This window comes from Micromonospora sp. DT47 (assembly GCF_049844475.1).
Lineage (GTDB): Bacteria > Actinomycetota > Actinomycetes > Mycobacteriales > Micromonosporaceae > Micromonospora.
Genome location: NZ_JBNCLC010000004.1, coordinates 180549 through 200084, shown reverse-complemented (window position 1 = coordinate 200084; position 19536 = coordinate 180549). Strand labels below are relative to the sequence as shown.

The 19536-nt window shown below is 73.5% G+C and carries 15 protein-coding genes; 9 read left to right on the top strand and 6 right to left on the bottom strand.

What is annotated here, in order from left to right; all coding sequences use genetic code 11:
• Positions 1–117: 117 nt before the first annotated feature.
• On the bottom strand, positions 118–1305 hold the full coding sequence (locus ACLQ2U_RS08055; RefSeq protein WP_425749916.1) for a DNA recombination protein RmuC: 1188 nt from the start codon (positions 1303–1305) through the stop codon (positions 118–120).
• Between the two features lie 53 nt (positions 1306–1358).
• Here ACLQ2U_RS08055 and ACLQ2U_RS08050 point away from each other — a divergent pair, with 53 nt between their 5' ends.
• Positions 1359–2198, top strand: coding sequence for a hypothetical protein (locus tag ACLQ2U_RS08050; protein ID WP_425749915.1), 840 nt, complete (start codon positions 1359–1361; stop codon positions 2196–2198).
• 52 nt (positions 2199–2250) lie between these two features.
• On the opposite strand, the gene ppc is transcribed toward ACLQ2U_RS08050, so the two are convergent.
• Together ppc and ACLQ2U_RS08040 are read right to left on the bottom strand one after the other, a co-directional pair.
• A complete protein-coding gene (gene ppc / locus ACLQ2U_RS08045; RefSeq protein WP_425749914.1) occupies positions 2251–5037 on the bottom strand; it encodes a phosphoenolpyruvate carboxylase in 2787 nt (928 codons plus the stop codon).
• On the bottom strand, positions 5034–5474 hold the full coding sequence (locus tag ACLQ2U_RS08040; protein ID WP_425749913.1) for a hypothetical protein: 441 nt from the start codon (positions 5472–5474) through the stop codon (positions 5034–5036). The genes ppc and ACLQ2U_RS08040 overlap by 4 nt, the downstream gene beginning before the upstream one ends.
• Positions 5475–5584: 110 nt before the next feature.
• On the opposite strand from ACLQ2U_RS08040, the gene ACLQ2U_RS08035 reads away from it, so the two are divergent.
• Together ACLQ2U_RS08035 and ACLQ2U_RS08030 are read left to right on the top strand one after the other, a co-directional pair.
• A complete protein-coding gene (locus tag ACLQ2U_RS08035; protein WP_425749912.1) occupies positions 5585–6625 on the top strand; it encodes a S66 family peptidase in 1041 nt (346 codons plus the stop codon).
• Positions 6625–7194 carry a hypothetical protein gene (locus ACLQ2U_RS08030; RefSeq protein WP_425749911.1) on the top strand — a complete coding sequence of 190 codons (570 nt, stop codon included), beginning with the start codon at positions 6625–6627 and terminating at the stop codon, positions 7192–7194. The genes ACLQ2U_RS08035 and ACLQ2U_RS08030 overlap by 1 nt, the downstream gene beginning before the upstream one ends.
• Before the next feature lie 97 nt (positions 7195–7291).
• Here ACLQ2U_RS08030 and ACLQ2U_RS08025 read toward each other — a convergent pair whose 3' ends face one another.
• On the bottom strand, positions 7292–8254 hold the full coding sequence (locus ACLQ2U_RS08025; RefSeq protein WP_425749910.1) for a cyclase family protein: 963 nt from the start codon (positions 8252–8254) through the stop codon (positions 7292–7294).
• A 263-nt stretch (positions 8255–8517) separates the two neighbouring features.
• Between ACLQ2U_RS08025 and mfd the strand changes: the two genes are divergently transcribed.
• The 4 genes from mfd (at position 8518) to ACLQ2U_RS08005 (ending at position 15741) form a co-directional block, all read left to right on the top strand.
• Positions 8518–12180, top strand: a complete 3663-nt coding sequence (gene mfd / locus ACLQ2U_RS08020) for a transcription-repair coupling factor (RefSeq protein ID WP_425749909.1) — start codon at positions 8518–8520, stop codon at positions 12178–12180.
• A gap of 62 nt (positions 12181–12242) precedes the next feature.
• Positions 12243–13031 carry a hypothetical protein gene (locus ACLQ2U_RS08015; protein WP_425749908.1) on the top strand — a complete coding sequence of 263 codons (789 nt, stop codon included), beginning with the start codon at positions 12243–12245 and terminating at the stop codon, positions 13029–13031.
• Between the two features lie 5 nt (positions 13032–13036).
• The gene (locus tag ACLQ2U_RS08010; protein WP_425750135.1) at positions 13037–14023 is read left to right on the top strand and encodes a nucleoside triphosphate pyrophosphohydrolase; all 987 of its coding nucleotides are present in this window, start codon (positions 13037–13039) and stop codon (positions 14021–14023) included.
• 98 nt (positions 14024–14121) lie between these two features.
• Complete coding sequence (locus ACLQ2U_RS08005) at positions 14122–15741, top strand: DUF885 domain-containing protein (RefSeq protein ID WP_425749907.1); 1620 nt, start codon at positions 14122–14124, stop codon at positions 15739–15741.
• Positions 15742–15764: 23 nt separating this feature from the next.
• Here the strand turns inward: ACLQ2U_RS08005 and nudC are convergent, their stop codons facing one another.
• Positions 15765–16646, bottom strand: coding sequence for an NAD(+) diphosphatase (gene nudC, locus ACLQ2U_RS08000; protein WP_425749906.1), 882 nt, complete (start codon positions 16644–16646; stop codon positions 15765–15767).
• Positions 16643–17335, bottom strand: coding sequence for a hypothetical protein (locus ACLQ2U_RS07995; protein WP_425749905.1), 693 nt, complete (start codon positions 17333–17335; stop codon positions 16643–16645). The genes nudC and ACLQ2U_RS07995 overlap by 4 nt, the downstream gene beginning before the upstream one ends.
• Before the next feature lie 233 nt (positions 17336–17568).
• Here ACLQ2U_RS07995 and eno point away from each other — a divergent pair, with 233 nt between their 5' ends.
• Positions 17569–18852, top strand: a complete 1284-nt coding sequence (gene eno / locus ACLQ2U_RS07990) for a phosphopyruvate hydratase (RefSeq protein WP_425749904.1) — start codon at positions 17569–17571, stop codon at positions 18850–18852.
• A 31-nt stretch (positions 18853–18883) separates the two neighbouring features.
• Positions 18884–19507 (top strand): FtsB family cell division protein, encoded by a 624-nt coding sequence (locus ACLQ2U_RS07985; RefSeq protein ID WP_425749903.1) that lies wholly within the window; start codon positions 18884–18886, stop codon positions 19505–19507.
• The last annotated feature ends 29 nt before the right edge of the window (positions 19508–19536 follow it).

The window sequence follows — 19536 nt, the reverse complement described above, 5'->3', positions numbered from 1 at the left end:
TCACTACTCCAGCGACCGTGGTGAACGGGTCGTTACGTGAGTCGATGACCCGGCAACGGTGACGCGAACAGTTGCTCGACAGCAAGCGATAACGGTCAGGACCGGCCGCCCGATCGTCTACTCCGGAGCATCCAGACGGAGGGGGTCACGGCTCGGGTCCCCGACGGGAGGGCCCACCAGCTCCGGGGACTGCGGCTGCCGGGGCGCCACCTCGACCTGGGCGGGGGCGGCCAGCTCCTGGTCGGAGACGCCCAGCTCGGCGAGCTTGCGGGCGCTGACCAGCACCCGCGCCTCCAGCGACCCCACCGCCCGGTTGTACGCGGTCACCGCACCGCCGAGCGACGCGCCCAGCTTGCCGACGTGGTCGCCCAGGGTGGACAGCCGCCCGTACAGCTCGCGGGCCAGCGAGTGCACCGCGACCGCGTTGCGGGCCAGCGCCTCCTGCCGCCACGAGTACGCCACCGTGCGCAGCAGCGCGACCAGGGTGGCCGGTGTCGCCAGCACCACGTTGCGGGCGAACGCGTGCTCCAGCAGCGTCGGATCGCGCTGCAACGCCACGTCCAGGAACGGGTCGGCCGGCACGAAGAGCACCACGAACTCGGGGGTGGAGTCGAACGCCGCCCAGTAGGTCTTGGCAGCCAGCGCGTCCACGTGCCCGCGCAGGTGCCGGGCGTGCGCGTCGAGGTGAGCGTCCCGTCCCCGCTCGTCGCGGGCCTCCATCGCGGTCAGGTAGGCGTCGAAGGGCGCCTTCGCGTCCACCACCACGCTGCGGCCGCCGTGCAGCCGGACCACCAGGTCGGGGCGCACCCCCTGGTGGTCGGTGGCGGCGGTGACCTGCTCGTCGAAGTCGCAGTGCTCCAGCATGCCGGCGGCCTCGACGATCCGGCGGAGCTGGAGCTCGCCCCACCGACCGCGGACCTGTGGCGCGCGCAGCGCCGCCACCAGCTGCTTGGTCTCGGTGCGCAGCTCGCCGGAGACGGCGCTCATCGACCGGACCTGCTCGCGCAGCTCGGCGTAGGCGTCCACCCGGTCGTGCTCCAGCTCGGCCACCCGCTGCTCGTAGCGCCGGAGGGTGTCGTGCAGCGGGGCCACCGCGCGGGCCACCGCCTCCTGCGACTGGGCGGTCGCCTCGTAGGTCAGCGCGCGCATGGACTGCTCCAGCCGCCCCTCACCCTCGCGGGTGGCCGCCAGGGTGGCCTCCAGCCGGGCGATCTCGGTCGCCGACCGGGTCCGGGCGGCGTACCAGCCCACCGCGCCGCCCGCGACGAGGCAGACGACCACCACGGCCAGCGTCGAGAAGTTCATCACCAGAGCTTGCCAAACGGGTACGACTCGACGCCGGTGGGTACGTTCGGGTCATGGAATTTGTGCTCGTGGTCGTCCTCGTGGCGCTGCTGGTCGGTGGCTTCCTGTGGTGGCGCCGGGACAGCGCCGACCGGCGGGCCCGCGCCCTGGGCGACGCGCGGGCGGAGGCCCAGCGCTGGTACGAGCGCCTCGGCGGCCAGGTGATGAACCTGCACGGCGACGATCCCGCCGTACGGCAGGCGCTGCTGGACGCGGGCGAGCGCTACAACGCGGCCGGCAGCCAGCTGGAGCAGGCGCGCACCCCGCAGCAGTTCGCGCTGGCGCGGGAGACCGCGCTGGAGGGACTGGCCTACATCCGGGCGGCCCGGACCGCGCTCGGCATCGACCCTGGTCCGGAGCTGCCGCCGCTGGCCGCCGCGCAGGGCGCCGGGCAGCTCACCCGGGAGCGTCAGGTCGACGTGCAGGGGCAGACCTTCAAGGCAGGCCCGCAGCCGGGCCGGGAAACCCCCTACTACTACCCGGGCGGGCGCTACCAGGGTCGGCCGGTGCCGGCGGGCTGGTACTCCACTCCCTGGTGGAAGACCGCGCTGGGCGCGGGCGCCGGCGTGCTCGGCGGCATGCTGATCGCCGACGCGCTCTTCTCGCCGGCCTTCGCCGACCCCGGCTACGGGGCCGGCTACCAGGAGGGCTTCGGCGACGGCGCCGACCACGGCGACCAGGGCGGGGACGCCGGCGGCGACCAGGCCGGCGACGTCGGCGGTGACCCGGGCGTGGGCGGTGACCCGGGCGTGGGCGGTGACTACGCCAGCGGTGACTTCGGCGGTGCCGGTGGCGGTGGCGACTTCGGTGGTGGCGACTTCGGCGGAGGGGACTTCGGCGGCGGCGACTGGTGACCGCGCACGACGAGGTGCCCCGGTCGCGGCGACCGGGGCACCTCGTCGTCCGTCAGCCGGTGTTGCGCATGCCGGCGGCGATGCCGTTGACCGTGGTCAGCAGCGCCCGCTCCAGCGCCGTACCGTCGCTCGGGGCGCGGCGGCCGCCCGGCGCGGTCGCCACCGCGCGCCCGGCGGCACCGGAGTCCCGGTACTGCCGCAGCAGCGCCACCTGGAGGTGGTGCAGCGGCTCCAGGTAGGTGTCCCGCACCGCGAGGGTGCGCCGGAGCACCGGCGAGTTCTCCAGCAGGGCCGGGGAGGCGGTGACCGCCAGCACCTCCTGCTTGGTCAGCTCGTACTCCTGCTCGATCTTGTCGAAGATCGGGTGCAGCTTCTTCGGCACCAGCGTCTCGACGTAGCGGCGGGCGATGGTCAGGTCGGTCTTGGACAGCATCATCTCGACGTTCGACAGGAACGTGCGGAAGAAGTGCCAGTTCCGGTTCATCTCGGCGAGCACGTCCTCCAGCCCGGCCGCCCGGGCCGCGGCCAGCCCGGAACCGACGCCGAACCAGCCCGGCACGATCTGCCGGGTCTGCGTCCAGCCGAACACCCACGGGATGGCCCGCAGGCCGGCCAGCCCGGCCCCGGTGTTCGGCCGCTTCGCCGGCCGGGAACCGATGTTCAGCGCGCCCAGCAGCTCGGTCGGGGTGGAGGCCCAGAAGTACGCCGGCAGGTCCGGATCCTCGACCAGCCCCCGGTACGACCGGTACGCCGACTCGGAGACCACGTCCATCGCCGCGTCCCAGCGTTCCAGCATCTCGGCCGGCTGCCGGGGCGCGGTGTGCAGCAGCGTCGCCTGGAGCACCGCGGCGACGGTCAGCTCCAGGTTCTCCCGGGCCAGCGCCGGCAGCGTGTACTTGTCGGAGATGACCTCACCCTGCTCGGTCACCTTGATCGCACCGTCCAGGGTGCCGTACGGCTGGGCCAGGATCGCGTCGTGGGTGGGGCCGCCGCCCCGGCCGACCGTGCCGCCCCGGCCATGGAAGAGCCGCAGGTGCACCCCGTGCCGGGCGGCCACGTCCCGCAGTGCGCGTTGCGCCCGGTGGATCGACCACTGGCTGGTGGTGATGCCCGCCTCCTTGTTGGAGTCGGAGTAGCCGAGCATCACCTCCTGTACGTCGCCCCGGGCCGCGACGAGGGCCCGGTACGCGGGCAGCGACAGCAGCTCGTCCAGCAGGTCGCCGCCGGCGTTCAGCTCGGTCGGGGTCTCCAGCAGCGGCACGATGCCGATCCGAGCCCGGCCGCTGTGCACGTCGACCAGGCCGGCCTCGCGGGCCAGCACCACCGCGGCGAGCACGTCGTCCACGCCGAGGGTCATCGAGATGATGTACGACTCGATCACCTCGGAGCCGAACCGGTCCTGCGCCTCGCGGATCGCCCCGAACACGTCGAACGTCTTATGCGCGTTCTCGGTCAGCGGGGTGTCCAGCGTGGAGAGCGGCCGGCGGCCGGCCAGCTCGTCGGCGAGGAGCTTGGTCCGCTCCAGCCGGGTCAGCGACGGGTAGTCGGAGACCTCGCCCACCGCCGCGTAGAGCTGGGCGAGCACCGCGTGGTGCGCGTCGGCGTGCTCGCGGACGTCCATGGTCGCCAGGTGCAGGCCGAACGCGGAGACGGTACGGATGGTGGAGGCGAGCCGGCCGACGGCGGTGAGCTGCCCGGCGTTGCGGGCCAGCGAGGCGCGCAGCAGCTCCAGGTCGGCGATCAGCTCGGCGGAGCCGCGGTAGTCCCGGCCCGGCACGTGCGCGGTGCCCGCGCGCAGCCGCTCCCGGGTGTTGGCCAGCTTCGCCTTCACGCACCGGGCCTTGAGCCGGTACGGCTCCTCGGCGTTGACCCGGCGGAACCGGGGCGCGACCTCGGGCAGCGCGTCGAGGTCGGCGGCGAGGCTGGCGGAGAGGTCCAGCGACACCGCGCGCAGCCGGCGGGAGACCGACACCTCGTTGATCAGGTGTTCCATCGCCGTTTCGGTGGCCGCGATGCCGTGCTCGTGCTGGATGCGCAGCACCTCGCGGGTGACCGTCGGGGTGACGAACGGGTTGCCGTCCCGGTCCCCGCCGATCCAGGTGCCGAAGGTCAGCGGGCGGGACGTCGGCGAGGTCTCCACGCCGAGGGTGCGCAGCGTGTCGGCGAGGTCGTCGAGCACCTGCGGGGCGGCCTCGGCGTGCAGGTCGCGCAGGTAGTAGATGGCGTTGCGGGCCTCGTCGGTCGGGTCCGGCCGGTCCAGCCGCAGCTCGTCGGTCTGCCACATCAGGTCCAGCAGTTCGGCCAGGCGCCGGTTGGCCGGCCCCTCGTCGCTGGCGCCGTAGAGGATCGCGTTGGCGGTCTCGGTGTCCAGCTCGTCGGCGATCGCGCGGAGCTTGGACAGGATCGACCGGCGGGCCGCCTCGGTCGGGTGGGCGGTGAAGACCGGGCGTACCGCGAGCCGGCGGGCCGCGGCGGCGATCTCCTCGGCCGGCACCCCGCGCTCGGCGATCATCTTGGCCGCCTGGTCCAGCCAGCCGCCGTGCATCGCGCGACGCCGGCGCAGGTCCCGGGCCCGGTGCACCTGCTCGGTGATGTTGGCCAGGTGGAAGTAGGTGGAGAAGGCCCGGGCCAGCTTGGTCCCGGTGGTCACGTCGAGCCCGCCGAGCCGCTGCGCGGCGGCCGGGGCGTCGGAGCGGACCTGGGCGCGGATCTCCTCGACGAGGTCGAGCAGCGGCCGGCCCTCCTGGCGGGCCAGGGTCTGCCCGAGCAGGGTGCCGAGGCGGCGGATGTCGGCCCGCAGTGCGGCGTCCGGGCCGTCGTGGTCGTGCTGGTCGGTCACGGTGCGCTCCCTACGTGAGTACGAAGGACAGCGCTGTCCGACTCCCTGGATCGTATCCGCGCCGGCCCCGCCGGAAGGAGGGGGCCGGCGTGATGATCTGCACTCTGGGACGGGCGGGACGGCAGGCGCAACCCGTTGTCCGGGCCGGAGGTGAGCACCGCGTACACCTCGCGGGTGGTCAGTCCGTCGTCGGCGGCCTGCGGACTGTCGTACCGGATCGGTTTGATCTTGTCGGTCCGGGCGCGCAGGGCGGCCATCACCTGCTCCGCGCGCTGATCGCCGACGACCACCCCGACCGGCACGTCGCGCGGGGCGGGCTGGTGCAGCGCCCCCACGTAGGCGGCGATGGACGCGGTGGCCAGGGCGAGCGCGCCGACCAGCAGCGCCGCGGTTCGCGGCAGCCAGTCCCGCACCGCGAGTTCCCGGTCCTCGTCCACGTCGCCAGCCTAGGGTCGCGGTTCGCCCTGGTTGTGGGGTTTCGCCGCCCCGCGCTCCGGCCGGTGCCACCGTCTGAAAACCCCTTGGTCCGACTCGGTAGCGTTCGATCATGGACCTGCCGCGCTATCCGTCGAAGCCCCGCCCCGGCGACCGCGTCGCCGTCGTGTCCCCCTCCGCCGGCCTGCCGGGTCTCTTCCCGCACGTCCAGGAGCTGGGGCTGCGCCGGCTGCGCGAGGAGTTCGGCCTGGAGCCGGTGGAGTACCCGACCACCCGGGTGATGGGCGCCGACCCGCGGGACCGGGCCCGGGACCTCACCGCCGCCTTCGCCGACCCGACCATCACCGCGGTGCTCGCCACCGTCGGCGGGGACGACCTGATCACGGTCACCCCGCACCTGGACGACCAGGTGCTGCGGGCCAACCCGAAGCCGTACTTCGGCTACTCGGACAACACCAACGTGCTCAACCACCTGTACCGGCTGGGAATCGTTTCCTACCACGGCGGGTCGGTGCTGGTGCACCTCGGCCGGCCGGGGGAACCGCACCCGCTGACCTTCGACTCGCTGCGCGCCGCCCTCTTCACCACCGACTGGTACGACCTGGCGCCCGCCCCCGAGTGGGGCGACGAGCCGAACGACTGGCGGGACCCGTCCACCCTGGCCCACGAGCCGGTGATGTTCCCCGGCACCGGCTGGCGGTGGCAGGGGCCGGCGACCGTGGTGCAGGGGCGTACCTGGGGTGGCAACCTGGAGATCCTGCACTGGCTGATGGCCGCTGACCGGGTCGGTACGGTGTCGGACCACGCGGGTGAGGTGCTGATCATCGAGACCTCGGAGGAGCTGCCCTCGGCCACCGAGGTCTTCCGGATCCTGCGCAACATGGGGGAGCGGGGGCTGCTCGCCGGCTTCCCGGCGGTGCTCGTCGGCCGGGCCAAGGCGTGGGACTTCGACCGCCCGCACACCCTGGACGAGCGGCGGGAGTGGGCCGACGCGCAGCGGGACGCGGTGACCCGGGCGCTGGCCGCCTACAACCCCGACGCCGTGGTGGTCTTCGACGTTGACCTCGGCCACACCGACCCGCAGTTGATCATCCCGTACGGCGGCGAGGTCCGGGTGGACGCCCTCGCGCGCCGCATCTCGGTGCGGTACTGATGAGCAACTCGCGGGCGTACCCGATCCTGCGTACGCCGGACATCGACCGGGCGCTGCACGCCGTCGGCCACCTGCTGAGCGTGGCCGACCTGCGGGACACGGAGGTGCAGCTCTGGGCGCGTACGGGGCGGCACTCGGGCCTGCCCCGCTACCTCGACGCGTACGGCCACTGGCTGGGGGCCGACGGGGAGGACCGGATGTGCGTGGACGCGGCTAGCCAGAAGGAGACCGGTCCACAGGACCCGGCGGATCCGCTGGTCGACGTCGAGGTGCTGGTGCACGGTCTCGGCCTGGTGGAGGGGCGGTTGGCGGAGACCGTCGGGCCCGACATGGCGCGGCTGGAGTGGTGGCACCATGGCTGGCCGGCCGTGCCGTACCGGGACCTGGGGTGGCAGTTCAAGCACGCGTACGTCCAGGTGGTGCTCAACGCTGCGGACATCTGGGCCACCGAGCCGGCCGACGGGCACGCGGTCTTCGTCCACGTCGGCCCACAGGAGCCCGAGCGCGCCGAGTGGCTCGCCCGAGTCGCCGGCCTGACCGTGCTCGGCCCCGGCGAACTGGGCTTCTGATCGGCCGCCACCACGGTGCGTGGGACGCCATGCACCACCTGACGGGACACGTCGAACTCGGCGCAGAGTTCGGTGCCGGAGGGCAGCGAGGAGCGGGTCAGCCGACGACGGCGAAGGCGCGGACGGGGAAGGTGCCCATGCCGGCCACCATCGGCGGGGCGGCGGTGAAGCGGAAGCCCTCCGGGGGCAGGGCGTCCAGGCCGGTCAGGTGCTCGACGATCGGGATACCGGCGGCGAGCAGTGTGCTGTGCGCCGGGCGGTCGCCAGCGGCGGCCGGGCTCACGTCGTCGATGTTGATCGAGTCGACGCCGACCAGGGCGGCGCCTGCCTCCACCAGCCACTGCGCGCCGTCTCCGGTCAGGTAGGGCGCGTCATGCGCGGCGTACAGATCGGTGTCGAAGTGGGTGTCCCAGCCGGTGTGCAGCAGCACCGCCCGCCCGGCGACGTCGTACGGGGCCAGCATCAGCCGGTCCACCGCCCGGGTGCCGGCCGGTACCCGGACCACGATCCCGGGTAGGTCGGCGAGGCGGTCCAGGGGCGTACCGGTGAGGTCGGCGCCCTCCGCCCAGCGGTGCGCGGGCGTGTCGAGGTAGGTGCCGGTGTTCGCGATCATGTCGATCCGGGCGACGTGGAACTCGGTGCCCGGGGCGTAGTTCGCCCGGGACGCCTCCCGGGTGAGCCAGTCGCTGATCCGCGGCGCCGGCCAGCCGGGCAGGGTGGTCATCCCGTCGGTGATCACGTGGCTCAGCTCGACCAGCCGCCGACGGGCTGCGCCGGCCGGGTCGCGGGGATGCCCGGGGTGGGTTTCGCTGGCCGGGTCGGCGGCGCGCGGCCGGCCGGTGCCCCGCCCACCCTTGTGCGGCTCCTCGACGATCGTCTTGTCGCTGATCCGTACCTCGGAGACCATCAGCAGCCCGAGGTGCCGCACGAAGAGCGCCGCCAACTCCTCGTCGGTGATCTCCCGACCGGGAATGTCCAGCCGGAAGCCCTCGGTCCGCAGCCCGCCACCGTTGGCGAAGCTGACCCTCGCGTCGAACTGCGCCCGCCACTGCTCTGCCATGCCTCGACCCGATCATGGGCCGGTCACGCGGTCAAGATCCGCGCAGCTTCACGGAAAGAGTGGCCATTCCGCGCCCGGAGGCCGCTCTTTCCCGGAAGCTGCGCGGTTCCTGGGTGGCGGGTGGCGGACGAGCGGGCGGGAAGGGGGAGAAGGTCGGTGGGCGGAGATAGGCTGGCAGGCGTGGACCCCCCGTCCGGTCGGACGCGGGGTATCTGGCGTGCGCGCCCTGCCCATACCGGCGACCTCCCTGGAAGTGATCACACATGCTCACCGGACTCTTCTCCGCCGCCCTGGCCGACCCCGGGCTGGCCCGGGCGCGTGACCTGGCGCGCTCCGGTGCCGCCCAGGTCGACGGGCTCGACGTGACCGCCCCGGCGGCGCTGCGCCCCTTCGCGGTCGCCGCGGTCGCGGCCGATCCGGGCGAGGTCGGCGCCGACGGCAAGCCGGGCGGGGGCGCCGGCCGTCCGGTGCTCGCGGTGACCGCCACCACCCGGGAGGCCGACGACCTCGCCTCGGCGCTGCGCAGCCTGCTCCCGCCGGAGCAGGTGGCGGTCTTCCCGTCCTGGGAGACGCTGCCGCATGAGCGGCTCTCGCCCCGCTCCGACACGGTCGGCCGGCGGTTGGCCGTGCTGCGCCGGCTGGCGCACCCCGGGTCGGCCGACGCGCACGGGCGTACCGGGCCGCTGCGGGTGGTCGTGGCGCCCGTCCGGTCGCTGCTGCAACCGCAGCTCAAGGGGCTCGGCGACCTGGAGCCGGTGCAGCTCACCGCCGGTGAGGAGGCGGACCTGGAGGAGGTCGCCCGCCGGCTCACCGACATGGCGTACGCCCGGGTCGACCTGGTCACCAAGCGGGGCGAGTTCGCCGTACGCGGCGGCATCCTGGACATCTTCCCGCCCACCGACGAGCACCCGTCCCGGGTCGAGTTCTGGGGCGACGAGGTGGAGGAGATCCGTACCTTCGCCGTCGCCGACCAGCGCACCATCGAGGGCGTGCCGCAGCTCTGGGCGCCGCCCTGCCGGGAGCTGCTGCTCACCCCGGCGGTCCGGAAGCGGGCCGCCGCCCTCGCACAGGAGCACCCGGAGCTCGCCGAGATCCTGGACAAGCTGGCCGAGGGCATCCCCGTCGAGGGGATGGAGTCGCTGGTCCCGGCGCTGCTCGGCAACGAGAGCCTGGAACTGCTGCTGGACTGCATGCCGGCCGGGACCCACGTGCTGCTCTGCGACCCGGAGCGGATCCGCACCCGGGCGCACGACCTGGTGCGTACCTCCGAGGAGTTCCTCCAGGCCAGCTGGGCCGCGGCGGCCGTCGGCGGCCAGGCCCCGGTCGACCTCGGCGCCGCGGCCTTCAAGACCCTGGCCGACGTACGCACGGCGGCCCGCGCCCTGCGCCAGCCCTGGTGGACCCTCGCGCCGTTCGGCCTGGTCGAGGCGGGCGCCACCGCCCCGGCCCGGCAGCCCTGGGAGGACCAGCCGACCGAGGTCGACGTCACCCCCGACGACGCGATCGCGGTGAGCCTGGCCGCCCAGCCCGCCCCGCTCTACCACGGCGAGACCGCCCGGGTGGTCGAGGACCTGAAGCGCTGGGCCGGCGAGGGCTGGTCGATCGCGCTGGTCTTCGAGGGGCACGGCCCCGCCCAGCGGGCGGTCGAGGTGCTCCGCGACGCCGGCCTCGGCGCCCGGCTCACCGAGGAGGTGCCGGCCGCGCCCGCCCCCGGCGAGGTGTTGGTCTCCTGCGGCTGCCTGACCGCCGGCTTCGTCGACGAGGCGTCCCGGTTCGTGCTGCTCACCGGCAACGACGTCACCGGTGGTCGGGGCACCTCGACCCGGGACATGCGCAAGATGCCGAGCCGGCGGCGCAACACCATCGACCCGCTGGAGCTCAAGGCCGGCGACCACGTGGTGCACGAGCAGCACGGCATCGGCCGCTACCTCGAGCTGGTGCAGCGCACCGTCAACGGCGCCAGCCGGGAATACCTGGTCATCGAGTACGCGGCGAGCAAGCGCGGCCAGCCCGGTGACCGGCTCTTCGTCCCCACCGACCAGCTCGACCAGCTCTCCCGGTACGTCGGCGGCGAGCAGCCCACCCTGCACAAGATGGGTGGCTCGGACTGGCAGAAGTCCAAGGCCCGGGCGCGCAAGGCGGTCAAGGAGATCGCCGCCCAGCTGATCCAGCTCTACGCGGCCCGCAAGGCGTCCAAGGGGCATGCGTTCGGCCCGGACACGCCGTGGCAGCGGGAGCTGGAGGACGCCTTCCCCTGGCAGGAGACGCCGGACCAGCTCGCCGCGATCGAAGAGGTCAAGCGGGACATGGAGCAGACCGTCCCGATGGACCGGCTGATCTGCGGCGACGTCGGGTACGGCAAGACCGAGATCGCGGTCCGGGCGGCGTTCAAGGCGGTGCAGGACGGCAAGCAGGTCGCCGTGCTGGTGCCGACCACGCTGCTGGTCCAGCAGCACTACAACACGTTCGCCGAGCGGATGAGTCAGTTCCCGCTGGAGATCCGGCAGCTGTCCCGTTTCCAGACGCCGAAGGAGTCCGAGCGGACCCTGGAGATGGCCGCCGACGGCAGCGTCGACATCGTCATCGGCACCCACCGGCTGCTCCAGACGGCCACCCGGTTCAAGAACCTCGGCATGGTGGTCGTCGATGAGGAGCAGCGTTTCGGCGTCGAGCACAAGGAGCACCTGAAGACGCTGCGGGCCTCGGTCGACGTGCTGAGCATGTCCGCCACCCCGATCCCGCGGACGCTGGAGATGGCGATCACCGGCATCCGGGAGATGTCCACCATCGCCACCCCGCCGGAGGAGCGCCACCCGGTGCTCACGTTCGTCGGGGCGTACGACGACCGGCAGGTGGCCGCCTCCATCCACCGCGAGCTGCTCCGCGACGGGCAGATCTTCTACCTGCACAACCGGGTCGAGTCCATCGACAAGGCGGCCCGCCGGATCCGCGGGCTGGTGCCCGAGGCGCGGGTCGCGGTGGCGCACGGCCAGATGGGCGAGGACGCCCTGGAGAAGGTGATGGTCGGCTTCTGGGAGAAGGAGTTCGACGTCCTGGTCTGCACCACCATCGTGGAGTCCGGCATCGACATCCCGAACGCCAACACCCTGATCGTGGAGCGGGCCGACCTGCTCGGCCTGGCCCAGCTGCACCAGATCCGCGGCCGGGTCGGCCGGGGCCGGGAGCGGGCGTACGCGTACTTCCTCTACCCGCCGGAGAAGCCGCTCACCGAGCACGCCCACGAGCGGCTGGCCACCATCGCGCAGCACACCGAGCTCGGCGCCGGCATGTACGTGGCGATGAAGGACCTGGAGATCCGGGGCGCCGGCAACCTGCTCGGCGGCGAGCAGTCCGGTCACATCGAGGGCGTCGGCTTCGACCTGTACGTCCGGATGGTCGGCGAGGCGGTGTCGGCGTTCAAGGGCGAGCGCCCCGAGGAGGAGGCCGACGTCAAGATCGACCTCCCGATCGACGCGCACCTGCCGCACGACTACGTCGGGGTGGAGCGGCTGCGGCTGGAGATGTACCGCAAGCTCGCCGAGGCCCGCGACGACGAGCGGCTGCGTGAGGTGGTCGCCGAGATGGCGGACCGCTACGGCGAGCCGCCCGCCCCGGTGCAGAACCTGGTCGCGGTCGCCCGGTTCCGGCTGCTGGCCCGCCGGTACGGCCTCACCGACGTCTCCATGCAGGGCAAGCACCTCCGGTTCGGCCCGCTGCCGCTGCCCGACTCGAAGCAGCTGCGGCTCAAGCGCTACCACCCGGACTCGGTCTACAAGCAGGCCACCGATCAGGTCAGCGTGCCCCGGCCGAGCACCCGGCGGGTGGGCGGCGAGCCGCTGCGCGACCAGGCCCTGCTGGAGTGGTGCGCGCAGCTGCTGAAGGACGTGCTGGGCGAGCCGGCCGCGCTGGCCGGGGTGACGGCGTGAGCCCGGCCCGCCCCCGGTGGGGGGCGTCACACCGCCGTAGCCGGCATGAGAGAGTGGCCGTCATGCGTGCCCGCCGTCTCATCGCCGCCGTCAGCGTCGCGGCCCTCGGTGTCCTCTCCCTCGCTGCCTGCGGCAAGTCCTCCCCGGACGTGGCCGCGTACGTCGGCGACAGGACGTACCCGGTCGACCGGGTGGACGCGGTCTACGACGACGCGCAGGCGAAGTACGCCGAGGCGGTGCGGCAGAGCGCCACCCAGGCCGGCGCCACCCCGGCCCCGGACCAGCTCCGCTCGACGGTGACCCGGCAGGACGTGGTGAACCTGCTGGTCAGCATCGACCTGGGCAAGCGCGTGGTGGCCGAGCAGGGCCTCCAGGTGCCCGACCAGGTCACCCCGGAGCAGCTCGCCCAGCAGCTGCAGATGCCCCCGCAGGCCGAGTACGCGAAGCTCTGGGGCGAGTGGGCCGACATCTCCCGGGTGCTCAGCCAGAAGCTGCCCCCCGCCGACCTGAGCGACGACGCGGTGATGGCCGTCTACCACGCGATCGAGAAGGCCGGCGGGATCCAGTCGGGCATGTCGGTGGCCCAGGTGCGCCAGCTCTTCGGCGAGGGCGGCTTCGTCCGCAGCGCGTCGGCGCTGAGCGCGGCGCTGGAGGCCGAGGCCGACAAGGTCGACGTGTCGGTCAACCCGCGGTACCGCCCGCTGGGCGTCCCGTCCTGGGTGAACAAGGGCCAGGAGCTGGTCTTCTACGCGCTGCCGTACATCGACGCCAGTGGTCCGGTGACCGACGTCTCGACCCCGGAGCCGGTGGACGCCCCGGCGGAGCAGTCGACCGGGCCGGTGGCGCCCTGAGCACGATCGCCCGGATCGTCCTGCTGGTCACCTCGCCCCGGTTGCCGGCCGGCCTGCTGACCGCCGCCGCCTGGGACGTCGTACGCCAGGCACCGGTGCTGACCGGCGCGGAGAGCGAGCTGACCGCAGCGGTGCGCACGGTGGGCGCCGAGGTCACCGTCGTCGCCGGCAGGGCGACGCAGGCGCTGCTCGACGCGGTGGCCGCGCACGGCACCGCGGTCTGGCTGGCCGGCCCGACCGGCGACGAGGCGCTGGCCCGGGAGCTGGGGCTGCGGCTGGCCCGGGAGCCCGGGCTGGCCGAGCTGGAGCTGATGTACGGCTCGTGGGACCCGCCGGGCGCCCGGCTGCTCGACGCGGTCGCGGTGATGGACCGGCTGGCCTCGCCGGGCGGCGACCCGTGGAAGCGGGCGCAGACCCATCGCAGCCTCGCCGGCTTCCTGCTGGAGGAGTGCTACGAGGCGTACGACGCGATCAGCGCAGACGACACCGACGCGCTCCGCGAGGAGCTGGGTGACGTGCTGCTCCAGGTGCTGCTGCACGCCCGGCTCGCCGAGAACCTGCCCGAGGGCGAGCGGTGGACCGTCGACGACGTGGCCGGGGGCCTGGTGGACAAGATGGTCCGCCGCAACCCGCACGTCTTCTCCGGGGCGGAGCTCGGCAGCCTGGAGGAGATCGAGGCCAGCTGGGAGCGGATCAAGCGGGCCGAGAAGGCCCGTGACTCCGTGCTCGACGGCATCGCGCTGAGTCAGCCGGCGCTCGCCCTGGCCGCGAAGATCCTGGACCGCGCCGCCCGCGTCGGCCTGGCCGTGCCGCCCCCGCTGGCCGACACCCAGGTCGACCCCGAGGCCCGACTGGGCGCCAGCCTCCTCGCCACCGTCGCGGCAGCCCGGGAGGCAGGAATCGACCCCGAAGCAGCCCTCCGCCGCACCACCCTGGCGTACGCCGACGCCGTCCGCGCCGCCGAACGCGGGGCCCCCGACCACTCGCGTTGATCATGAAGTTGCAGCCGCGACACGCCGAGGCGGGTGGCAACAACTTCATGATCAACGCATGGGGCACGGGGCGGGGTGGGGATCGGTAGGGTCGGGGGATGGAATCGTTCGTGCCGCTGGCTGAGCGGATCGTCGAGGCGTTGCTGGTGAGCCGGCCCGGGCTCGCCACGTCCGCTGGTGACCACCGGTACGACGACCGGCTGCCGGATCTCTCCGCGGACGGGGTCGCGGCGGACCAGGGGATGCTGAAGGAGGCCTCCGACGCGCTCTCCGAGCTCGACCCGGACGCGCTCGACGTCGAGGAGCAGGTCGACCACGCGCTACTCAGCGCCCTGGTCGACCGGGAGCTGTTCGAGCTGACCGAGATCCGCGCCCACGAGTGGGACCCGCTGCGGCACAATCCGGGCCCGCTGCTGCACGCCGTGCTCGCCCGCCCGTACGCCCCGGTGGAGGAGCGCCTCACCCACCTGGCCGGGCGGCTGTCGGCCGTACCCGACGCCCTGGCGACCGCGCGCGCGACGCTGCGGGACATGCCGCGGATCCACGCCGAGACGGCGGTCGGGCAGTTCACCGGCACGGCGGCGCTGGTCCGCGACGAGGTGCCGGTGCTGCTCGCCCAGGCACCTGCGTTGTACGACCGGATCGAGCCGGCGGCCATTGCCGCGATCGCCGCGCTGGAGGAGTTCGTCGCCTGGCTGCGTATCGGCCTGGCCGCCGACGCCGGGCCGGGGCGTGACCCACGGCTGGGCCGGCGGCGCTGGGAGGCGCGGCTCTGGCACACCCTGGACACCGAGCTGGGCGCCGCGGAGATCCAGCGCCGCGCCTGGGCGAACCTGGAGCGGGTCACCGAGGAGATCCGGTCGGCGGCCGCCGAGCTGGTCGGCGGGCCGGCCGACGACGCGACGGTACGTCGGGCCCTGGACCTGCTCGCCGCCGAGCACCCGGACGACCACTCCATCGTGGACCTCGCCTCGATCACGCTGGACGAGGCGACCGACTTCGTCCGCGACCACGACCTGGTCACCCTGGTCGACGACCCGTGCGTGATCCAGAGAATGCCGGAGTTCGCCCGGGGCGTCGCCGTCGCCTACTGCGACTCGCCCGGCCCGCTGGAGCCGGCGAACGTGCCCACCTTCTACTGCATCGCGCCCACCCCGGCGGACTGGCCCGCGCACCGGGTCGAGTCGTTCTACCGGGAGTACAACGACCACATGATCCGCAACCTGACCGTGCACGAGGCGATGCCCGGTCACTTCCTCCAGCTCGCCCACGCCCGCCGGCACACCGGCCCGACCCGGGTCCGCCCGCTGACCGAGTCCGGGGTGTTCGTCGAAGGCTGGGCGGTCTACGCCGAGGAGCTGATGGCCGGTCTCGGCTTCGGCGGCCTGCCGGTGCGGTTGCAGCAGCTCAAGATGCAGCTGCGGATGACCATCAACGCGCTGCTCGACCAGCTGGTCCACTGCGAGGGGATGCTCGAGGCGGAGGCGATGGCGCTGATGACCGGGCGCGGCTTCCAGGAGGAGGGCGAGGCGGCCGGCAAGTGGCGGCGCTCGCTGATCACCTCCACCCAGCTCTCCACCTACTTCGTGGGCTACAGCGAGATCGCCGACATCGCGGCGGCCCGCCCCGCCGGGGTGTCGGTGCGGGAGTGGCACGACGCGATGCTGGCGCACGACTGCCCGCCGCCGCGCCACCTGCGTACCCTGCTGGGCGTCTGAGCGGCGGACGGCCGCCGCGCGGGTCAACGCCGCGTGGCCGCGGTCGCGTCGATCAGCCAGCGGGAGATGGAGTACGCCGGTGGCAGCTCCGCCGGCAGCGCGTCCAGTGGGAACCAGCGTGCCTGCGCCAGCTCCTTCTCGTCGACCACCGGCTCGGCGGCCGGGTTGGCGACCGTGGCGGTGAAGCCGGCCAGCAGCACGTTCGGGCCGGACATCGCCCAGGGCTGGCTGCCGAAGTAGCGGACCGTGTCGAGGGCCAGCCCGACCTCCTCGCCGACCTCCCGGCGCACGGCCGCCTCCAACGACTCGCCCGCCTCGACGAAGCCGGCGACCAGGGCCCACAGCTCCGTCGGCCCGTACGTGTGGCGGACCAGCAGCAGCTCGTCGGGGCCGCCGGCCGGGCCGGGGCGGGTGATCGCGGTGAGCACGGCGGCGGAGAGCCGCATCGGGACGTACAGGTCGCAGTCGGGGCAGCGGCGGGCCGTCTCGCCCGGCACGTCGGCCAGCTCGGCCCGGCAGGCACCGCACCACCGGTGGGTACGCCGCCAGGTGACCACCGCCAGCGCCCGCCCCGCCAGGGTGGCGAGCGGTTCGGGCAGCTCGGCGGCGAGCGCCCGCCAGCTCCGCCAGCGGCCGGTCGGTTCGTCGGTCGGGGTCAGCCCGGCGCCCCACGCCGGTACGCCGTCCAGCGTGCCGAGCGGCACCCAGGCGGTGGCGGCGGGGAGGTCACCGACTCGGGGGAAGCGCCCGTCGGCGCCGGTCAGCAACTTCCGCCCGGCCACCGGCAGGGCCAGGTCGGTCGGCGCGGGCGGGAGGCCGCCGCCGGCTCCCGGCAGGAACCCGCGCCGCTCGGAGCCGGCCGCGGTGCCAATCTGCTCGCGCCCGTCGGGCGACGCATCGGTCATGCGGTGGTCGGCCGGTGGTCCACCACACCCGCGCGGGCGGGCGGGTCGAAGGCGCTGGCGTCGACGGTCTCGGTGTAGCGGCTCAACGCCACCTCGGTCGGCCGGCCGTCGAGGGCGCCGGCGAAGCTGCCCAGCACGCCCTCGGTGGTCACGCAGGCGGTGAAGTCGCCGGCGGAGCGCTGCACGTCGACACAGGTGGCATGGTGGCCGGCGACCGTGGTGTCGCTCTGCGCGATGACCGCCTGCGGATCCAGGGCGGCCTCGGTGAGCAGCCCGATCACGGCCGGCGGGGTGACCTGCCCGCGCTTCGCGGCCTCGGTCCAGGCGGCCACCGAGGGCTTGCCGCCCGTGGTCACCGGCGGCACCACGGTGCAGGCGGTACGCCCGGCGGCGTTCTCGCACCGGGTGACCGCTTCCTGGGTCACCGTGATCTTGCCGTCCGGCCAGGTGTACGCCGAGCGGAGCGGTTCCTGCGTCTGGGCCAACGAGGCGGTCCGGCCGCCGGGTAGCCGGTAGTCGGCGGACCAGGTCCCGGTGAGCGACCCGTCCAGCCGGGCGGCGAGGTCGTTGACCAGATCGGCTCGCCCCAGGGCCTGTCCGGCGTCATCGAGGGTCTGACAACCGGTGACCGTGAGCGACGCGATGACCGACACGGCGAGCACGCGGAGGGTGGTCGATACGGCGGGCATGGCGACCAGCGTGGTCGATCGGGTCCACCCGGCGCAAACCCGTTGCCGGTTGACGCCCGAGAATCCGGGAATGTCCGTGTCACCCGCCCCGCCGGTGAGGATTCACGACGCGGTCCGTCCGGCGGGCGGCGGGGTGCGGGCGGCCGCCGCCCGATACGCTGCGTTCAACACCTGCCCCAGCCGCACCGTCGCGGCCCACACCGGACTCGCACACACGAACGAGGAGCGACTCAGTGGCAACCATCGAGGGAATCGTCGCCCGGGAGATTCTCGACTCGCGGGGCAACCCGACGGTCGAGGTCGAGGTAGGGCTCGACGACGGCACGATCGCCCGCGCCGCGGTGCCCTCCGGCGCCTCGACCGGCGCCTTCGAGGCGATCGAGCTGCGCGACGGGGACGCCGACCGCTACCAGGGCAAGGGCGTGGAGAACGCGGTCGCCAACATCGAAGACAAGATCATCGACCAGCTGATCGGGTACGAGGCCAGCGAGCAGCGGCTGATCGACCAGAAGATGCTCGACCTCGACGGTACGGACAACAAGGCCGAGCTGGGCGCCAACGCCATCCTGGGCGTCTCGCTGGCCGTGGCGAAGGCCGCCGCCGGCAGCGCCGAGCTGAGCCTCTTCCGCTACCTGGGCGGCCCGAACGCGCACCTGCTGCCGGTGCCGATGATGAACATCCTCAACGGTGGCGCGCACGCCGACTCCAACGTCGACATCCAGGAGTTCATGATCGCGCCGATCGGCGCGCCCACCTTCCGCGAGGCGCTGCGCTCCGGCGCGGAGGTCTACCACGCGCTCAAGTCGGTGCTGAAGAAGAAGGACCTGTCGACCGGCCTCGGCGACGAGGGAGGCTTCGCCCCCAACCTGCCCACCAACTCCGCGGCGCTGGACCTGATCGCCGAGGCGGTGGAGAAGGCCGGCTACCGGCTCGGCACCGACATCGTCTTCGCGCTCGACGTGGCCGCCACCGAGTTCTTCGACAACGGCACCTACACCTTCGAGGGCGCCGCGAAGACCGCCGAGGACATGAACAACTACTACACCAAGCTCATCGGCGACTACCCGATCGTCTCCATCGAGGACCCGCTGTCGGAGGACGACTGGAGCGGCTGGGCCACCCTGACCGCGGCTGTCGGCGACCGGATCCAGATCGTCGGTGACGACCTGTTCGTCACCAACCCGCAGCGCATCGCCAGGGGCATCACCGAGAAGGCCGCCAACGCGGTGCTGGTGAAGGTCAACCAGATCGGCTCGCTCACCGAGACCCTGGACGCGGTGGACCTGGCCCACCGGGCCGGCTTCATGTGCATGATGAGCCACCGCTCCGGCGAGACCGAGGACACCACCATCGCCGACCTGGCGGTCGCCACCGGCTGCGGCCAGATCAAGACCGGCGCCCCGGCGCGCTCGGACCGGGTGGCCAAGTACAACCAGCTCCTGCGGATCGAGGAGGAGCTGGCCGACGCGGCGCGGTACGCCGGCGCCGGCGCGTTCCCGCGTTACCGTTCGGCCTGAGACGCGCGAGGCCTCGGGGGAGGGTGTGACGATGCAGCAGCGCCGCACACCGGGTGGTCAGCGCCCCGCTCGTCGACCGACCGGTCGGCCGGGCGGGGCCCGCGGCGCCCGGACGTCGGTCCGCGACGGTGGGGTCCGCGCCGAGACGCGGGCCACCGCCGGGCGGGCGCGGGGCGCCGACGGCGTACGCGCCGGCAACCGTCCGGCAGCGGCCCGTCGTACGGCGGCCGGCGGCACCATCAGGCGGCTCACCGCACCCCACCCCCGAGGCTTCACCGGGCGGGCCACCGTGCTCTTCGCGGTGCTGATCGCGCTCGCCCTGGCCTACACCTATCCGGTCCGGGTCTACCTGGACCAGCAGGTCGACATCGAGCGGATGGAGGCGTCCCAGGCCGCCCAGCGGCAGCGGATCTCCGACCTGTCGGCCCAGGCCGCGAAGTGGCGGGACAAGGAATACATCAAGATCCAGGCTCGGGAGCGGTTCCACATGGTCCCGCCGGGGGAGGTTCCGGTGATCGTGCTGAACGACCCGGAGGGCGCGGCCCGGGACGCCAACGGCGGCAGGCCGCCGGCCCCGCCGAAGACCCCCGACCCCTGGTACGACACCCTCTGGTCGAGCGTCCAGGCGGCGAACGCCGACACCCCGGACAAGTGAGCACCACCCGCGCACCGAACGAGAGATGG